The following is a 6000-nucleotide window of genomic DNA, read 5'->3' on the forward strand; positions in this document are numbered from 1 at the left end:
GAGCCCGCGTCCCTCCGGTCGACCGACTGCTCTTCGACGAGCTCAAAGCATCGGGTGAACTGGAGCGAGGCTCGCCGGTTGATGGCAGACGGGCGGAGCGGCTCCGAACGTGGTCCCGCGGCGGTCGAGCGTCTAATGTGGCAGGGCAGGGCCGGTGAGTCGGGGCCTGAGCAGTCGCATCAGGTAGGGGGGTAGATGCGCCGATGGCCGTGTCCGAGCGGCGCACGCAGCCGCAAGTGGGCCCGCTGCTGCGGGAGTGGCGTGAACGGCGGCGCCTGAGCCAGGTCGATCTTGCCAACCAGGCGGGGGTTTCGGCCCGGCACGTGAGCTTCCTGGAGACCGGCCGAGCCAAGCCCAGCCGGGCCATGGTGCTGCGGCTGGCGGAACAGCTTGAAGTGCCCATACGCGACCGGAATCCCCTGCTGCTTGCGGCCGGTTACGCCCCTGTGTACGAGGAGAAGCCGCTCGCCGACCCGATGATGGGGCCGGTGCTCGACGCCATCAAACAGGTGCTGCGCGGTCATGAGCCCTATCCGGCGCTGGTCGTCGACGGCGAGTGGAATCTCATCGACAGCAACGCCAGTTTCGCGCTGTTCACCGAGGGGGTCGCGCCCGAGCTTCTGGAGCCCCCGGTGAACGCGCTGCGGCTGGTGCTGCATCCCAAGGGCATGGCCCCCCGCATCATCAACCTCGGCGTGTGGCGGGCCAAGCTGCTGGGGCGGCTGCGCCGTAGGGCTGCCGCCGACCCCCGGCTGCGGCCGCTCTACGAGGAGCTTCTGGAGTACCCCTGTGACCAGGAGGAGCCGGAGCTCGACGTACCGGGAGCGGGAGACATCTGCATTCCATTGCAGCTGCGCCGTGGCGACTACCAGCTGTCCTTTTTCGCCACTCTTGCGACGTTCGGCACTCCTCGGGACATCACGGTGGCCGAGCTGATCATCGAGTCGTTCTTCCCTGCTGACGAGGTCACCGCCGAGGTCGTCCGCGGAATCCGTCTCTCCTGAGGCCGCGAACTTTTCGCAATCCATCGGTGCAGGTCAGAGGCTTCAAGTAGACCAGTCCTACCTCAGAAGTAATTGTGCTTCCTACCTGTCGGCGGAAGATTGGGCCGCATCGAGTCCAGGTCACCAGCGCCTGTCAGATCAGCCTGCCCCGATCCGGAGATCCTCCATGACCACTTCCGCCACATCGGCCACGTCTTCTGGCGGAGCCACCCAACAACCGGCGGCCCGCTCCGGGCCGCACCCTGCCACAGTGCCCATAGTCCTGGTCGGTGTCTTCCTGAGCGGGCTGGACTTCTTCATCGTCAATGTCGCCATCCCCGCGATCCAGGCCGACTTACACGCAAGCGAAGCGCAGATCCAGCTGATCGTCGCGACCTACGCCCTGATGTGCGGCGTGGGGATGATCACCGGCGGCCGGCTCGGTGATCTCTTCGGCCGCCGCAGGCTGTTCGTGATCGCCATGGTCTCCTTCACGCTCACCTCGACGGCCTGCGGACTGGCACTCAATACCGGGTCGCTGCTGGCCTTCCGTATGGCGCAGGGCGCGGCAGCGGCTCTGATGGCACCTCAGGTGCTGGCCATCTTCTCCACGGTGTACACCGGTGCGGCCCGGGCCCGGGCCATCAACTGGTACGGCGCGATCTCCGGCTTCGCCGCGGTGTTCGGCCAGCTGATCGGCGGCCTGCTGATCAAGTTGGACGCGTTCGGCCTCGGCTGGCGCGCCTGCTTCCTGATCAACCTGCCGATCGGGCTTGTCGCGGCCGTGCTGGCCCTGAAGTACGTGCCCGAGTCGAAGGCGCCAGGACGCCCCAAGCTGGACCTGATCGGCATGGCCCTGGTAACGACGGCGCTGATCGCCCTCTGTCTGCCGCTGATCGAAGGCCGACAGCAGGGCTGGCCGGACTGGGCCTGGACCCTGCTGATCGCCTCCGTCCCGCTGTTCGCCGTGTTCGCACTGCGGCAGAACAAGCTCCGCGCAAGCGGTGGTTCGCCCTCCGTGGATCTCACGCTCTTCAAGGAGCGGGCCTTCACCGCCGGCCTGGTCGCCCAGCTGACCTTCTTCGCCAGCATGGCCTCGTACTTCCTTGTACTTGCCCTCTATCTGCAGAAGGGCCGGCTGCTCGACCCCCTCGACTCCGGAGTGGTCTTCGCGGCACTGGGAGTCGGTTACATCATCACGTCGATGACGGCACGCAAAGTCGCCGCCAAGCTCGGCCCGCAGACCATCGCGGTCGGCTGCGTGATCCGTCTCGTTGCCCTGGTCCTGCAGATCTGGGCCGTCAGCAACATCGGCGTCACCGGCAGCGTTGGCTGGCTCGTCCCCGGTTTGTTCCTGGACGGCGCCGGCATGGGGCTGGCGATCGCCCCGCTCGCCTCGACCGTGCTCACGCGGGTTTCGCCGCACAACGCGGGATCCGCCTCAAGTGTGCTCACCACCGGCCTGCAGGTCGGTAACGGCCTCGGCGTGGCCCTGATCGGCCTCGTCTTCTACAACGTGCTCGGCAGCAACCCCGGGACCGGCGACTACTCGGACGCCTTCCGGGCCTGCCTCTACTACGTCCTCGCCATCACCGTACTGCTGGGGCTCGTGGTGCAGGCACTCCCCAAGAACCCTGCCGGCGCCACCAAGTAACGAGAGAAAGAGACAAGCCATGATTGACCTGAACGAGTTCGCGACCCGCTACATCGCGCTCTGGAATGAGCCCGACGCCGGAGCGCGCCGCAGGGCGATCGCCGAACTCTTCGCACCGGAAGCCGCTCACTACACGCCGGCGCAGGAAGTCCACGGCCACGCCGAGCTGGAAGAGCGCGTCACTACCGCATACGAGAAGTGGGTGAAGCCGGGAGCGTTCGCCTTCCGGGCCGTTCCCAACGCGAACGGGCACCACAACGCGGTGCGCTTCAATTGGGAGATGTACTCGGTCGCCACGGATGAGACGGATTCGGTCGGATTCGACTTCATCGTGCTCGATGAGCGGGGCCTGATCGAGACGGATCACCAGTTCGTCGACTGATCCAGTCCGAACCGCTCACCGGTCGGGACAAGGGCCGTACGCCACAAGGCGTGTGGCCGCTCTCCTCCGCACCCCGCTTGCCGTCACACAGCATGCCCGGCTGGCCCGAGAGTCCCGCAGGATGCCCCACCAGATCCCGGACGGGCTGTCCAGGCAAACCGTTGCCGCCTCTACCTCGTCCCACAACCGGCGCGGACCGGACTGATGCACGGTAAACCTTGCCTTCTCCTCCTGGAAGAGGACGGCCCCGCGCGTCGGAGGCATGAGCGCATCGGGCCACGCGCAGACCGGCGACGAACCCGAAGGGGTGGAAGCGGAAGCCGTCGTGGGCTGTCAGCGTCGTGGTGACGGTTTCGGGGTCACCGGGAAATCAGCCGCAGAGGTACTCGGTGTGCGGGGGACGCGCGAGGCAATGCGCACGGAGCTTCATGCATTCCACCGGCCCTGTGAAGTGCCCCGAGGCGGTGCCACGCTCGTCGACCGCCAGCCGGACCACGGCGTTCCAGTTGGCGTAGGCCCCGAAGTCTGGCAGCTCAGGTATTGAGTGCGTGCCCGATCGTTGCGTCCACGTGGTCCGGGATCTCGTCGTGGCGATCGCCCACGGTCGATGTCCCGGCGCGCTCGAACATCAAGATGGCGGCACCGGACGGAGCGTACGGCTTGTGCTCCGTGCCTCGGGGGACGGTGAAGACCGCGCCCTGTGGGAGCAGGACCGTGCGCTCCCCGGAGGCCTCGCGCAAGGAGATGTGCAGCTCTCCGTCGAGCACGAGGAAGAACTCGTCGGTGTCGTCGTGGACGTGCCAGATGTGTTCGCCCTCTACCTTGGCGACGCGGACGTCGTAGTCGTTGACGCGCGTGACGATGCGGGGGCTCCACAGGGCGTCGAAGGAGGCCAGGGCCTTGCTGAGGGGGATCGGTTCGTTACTCATGGACTCATCCTCGCCGTTTCGTATGACCAGCGTGAGTGCTAGGAATTGCACATGACGAAAGAATCCTCGCACGCTGTGCGCTCGGCGGGCGTACACCGGGTCGTCGTGATCGTGGACGAGAACTCGAACCCCTTCGAGCTCGGCTGCGCGACCGAGATCTTCGGTCTGCGTAGGCCCGAGATCGGTCGTGATCTCTACGACTTCAGGCTCTGTTCCCCCGAGCCCCACACCCTGATGCGGGACGGATTCTTCACACTCACGGGAGTCGGCGATCTGGGGGCGGCCGACGCGGCGGACACCTTGATCGTCCCCAACCGTCCCGACGTCGAGGTGCCCCGCCGCCCGGCCGTGCTCGATGCCGTCCGACGGGCGCACGCGCGCGGTGCGCGCCTGGTCGGCTTCTGCAGCGGCGCCTTCACACTTGCTGAGGCCGGAGTCCTCGACGGGCGCCGGGCCACCGCGCACTGGCAGTGGGCGGATTCCTTCCGGGCCCGCTTCCCTTCTGTCTGGCTCGAATCAGACGTGCTGTTCGTGGATGACGGTGACATTCTCACCGCAGCGGGGAGCTCGGCCGCGCTCGACCTTGGACTGCATGTGGTCCGCCGTGACTACGGTGCGGAGGTCGCCAACTCTGTGAGCCGGCGTCTGGTCTTCGCGGCGCACCGGGACGGTGGACAGCGGCAGTTCGTGGAGCGCCCCATGCCCGACCCGCCGGACGAGTCCCTGGCGCCTGTCCTGGCCTGGGCCCAGGAACGGTTGGACTCACCGCTCACGGTGTCTGACCTTGCGGCGCGTGCGGCGGTCAGTCCGGCGACGCTGCATCGTCGCTTCCAGGCGCAACTGGGCACGACACCGTTGACGTGGCTCACGGGGGAACGACTTGCCCTGGCATGCCGGTTGATCGAACGGGGTGAGTCCCGCTTCGAGATGGTTGCCCGGCGCAGCGGGCTTGGCACCGCTGCCAATTTGCGCACGCTAATGCGTCGCGAGACCGGCATCACTCCGTCGGCTTACAAACGCCGGTTCGGGCCTGAGGTGAGTTGACGGCGGCGCATCCTCTTCCGGCGAACCACGGGAATGTGACTGCGCAGAGGCTCTCGGCTACCACGACAAGGCCACCAGCCGTCTCCTCAACGAGACCGGCGGAGCTTGGAGCCGATACGCCGCTGCAGATCACGGAAGATCGCTGCCGGGCTGAAGTCGCAGGAAACCAAACCAGTCGGCTCCGCGAACTATGACATCGCGTCAGGCAGGCGGATCGAACTCGCCCTTCTTCGCGCCGTCGAGCCAGCAGTTCCATGTATGCGTGGATACGACGAAGGGCCGGTTATCCGGGTCCTCGTTGTCGCGGACAGCGACTCGGCCGTCGTCGAGGGGGGAACGCGACCTCCAAGCAGCCGTTCGCGGTCTCCGACGCACTGGCCTTGCGCCACACAGCGTTGCTCAGGTCCGGGTGGGTGGGCATGGGGTTAAGTCTCCTTCAGGACAGCTTGCAGGAACTGCCCGGACTCTTCGACATCGAGTGCCGTCATACAGAGTCGGCTGAATGTTTGGCCAAAACGGCGCGTACCGTGCGATTTCTTCACGTAAAGGTTTCCGGCTGGGCTGTCCAAGTAGACCGTTTCCGGGTCATTGGGGTCCGGGAAGTCGATCAGCGTGAAGCCGCCGTTGATGGCACCATGCGCGGCAGCGGCTCCAGCAAGTTGAGCGAGGAAACCCGCTTGTGCAGCTCAGCCGTCGAACTGGCCATTCCTGATCGCTGCGATCAGAGCGGCCAGCTCGGCCGGGGCTGTGGTGATGATTACCTCGGGGTCATCGCTTTCCCGTATGTGAATACCGGTGGTTGATGCGGCAAGCTCGATGCAGTTCGCCTGGTCTCCGCTGAACGTTGACTTCTGCCAGTCAAGATGGGGCATGACGGCCCTCCCTAGTGTCTCGTGATCCTGTTTGTGTCACTTCGCGTTGTTGTCGACGAGTTTCTTGATGTTGGTCTGGACGAGTCGGACCTTGGCGAGGATCTCGTCGGCGGTCGCGGTCCAGGTGAAGGGTTTG

At 66.0% G+C, this 6000-nt stretch carries 6 protein-coding genes; 4 read left to right on the top strand and 2 right to left on the bottom strand.

Annotated features, from left to right (window positions below; translation table 11 throughout):
* Positions 1-203: 203 nt before the first annotated feature.
* From FCI23_RS36270 to FCI23_RS36280, 3 genes are all read left to right on the top strand, one after another.
* The gene (locus FCI23_RS36270; RefSeq protein ID WP_136728431.1) at positions 204-1004 is read left to right on the top strand and encodes a helix-turn-helix domain-containing protein; all 801 of its coding nucleotides are present in this window, start codon (positions 204-206) and stop codon (positions 1002-1004) included.
* A 250-nt stretch (positions 1005-1254) separates the two neighbouring features.
* Complete coding sequence (locus FCI23_RS36275; RefSeq protein ID WP_211265594.1) at positions 1255-2637, top strand: MFS transporter; 1383 nt, start codon at positions 1255-1257, stop codon at positions 2635-2637.
* 19 nt (positions 2638-2656) lie between these two features.
* Complete coding sequence (locus FCI23_RS36280) at positions 2657-3019, top strand: nuclear transport factor 2 family protein (protein ID WP_136728433.1); 363 nt, start codon at positions 2657-2659, stop codon at positions 3017-3019.
* A 533-nt stretch (positions 3020-3552) separates the two neighbouring features.
* On the opposite strand, the gene FCI23_RS36285 is transcribed toward FCI23_RS36280, so the two are convergent.
* The gene (locus FCI23_RS36285) at positions 3553-3948 is read right to left on the bottom strand and encodes a cupin domain-containing protein (RefSeq protein WP_136728434.1); all 396 of its coding nucleotides are present in this window, start codon (positions 3946-3948) and stop codon (positions 3553-3555) included.
* Positions 3949-3999: 51 nt separating this feature from the next.
* Between FCI23_RS36285 and FCI23_RS36290 the strand changes: the two genes are divergently transcribed.
* Entirely contained in the window at positions 4000-4992 is a 993-nt protein-coding gene (locus tag FCI23_RS36290) for a GlxA family transcriptional regulator (protein WP_136728435.1), read from the top strand.
* A gap of 686 nt (positions 4993-5678) precedes the next feature.
* Here FCI23_RS36290 and FCI23_RS36300 read toward each other — a convergent pair.
* Positions 5679-5864: a DUF397 domain-containing protein gene (locus FCI23_RS36300; RefSeq protein ID WP_136728436.1), complete on the bottom strand. Its 186-nt coding sequence runs from the start codon at positions 5862-5864 to the stop codon at positions 5679-5681.
* Between the last annotated feature and the right edge of the window lie 136 nt (positions 5865-6000).

The organism is Actinacidiphila oryziradicis (assembly GCF_005047355.1).
GTDB lineage: Bacteria > Actinomycetota > Actinomycetes > Streptomycetales > Streptomycetaceae > Actinacidiphila > Actinacidiphila oryziradicis.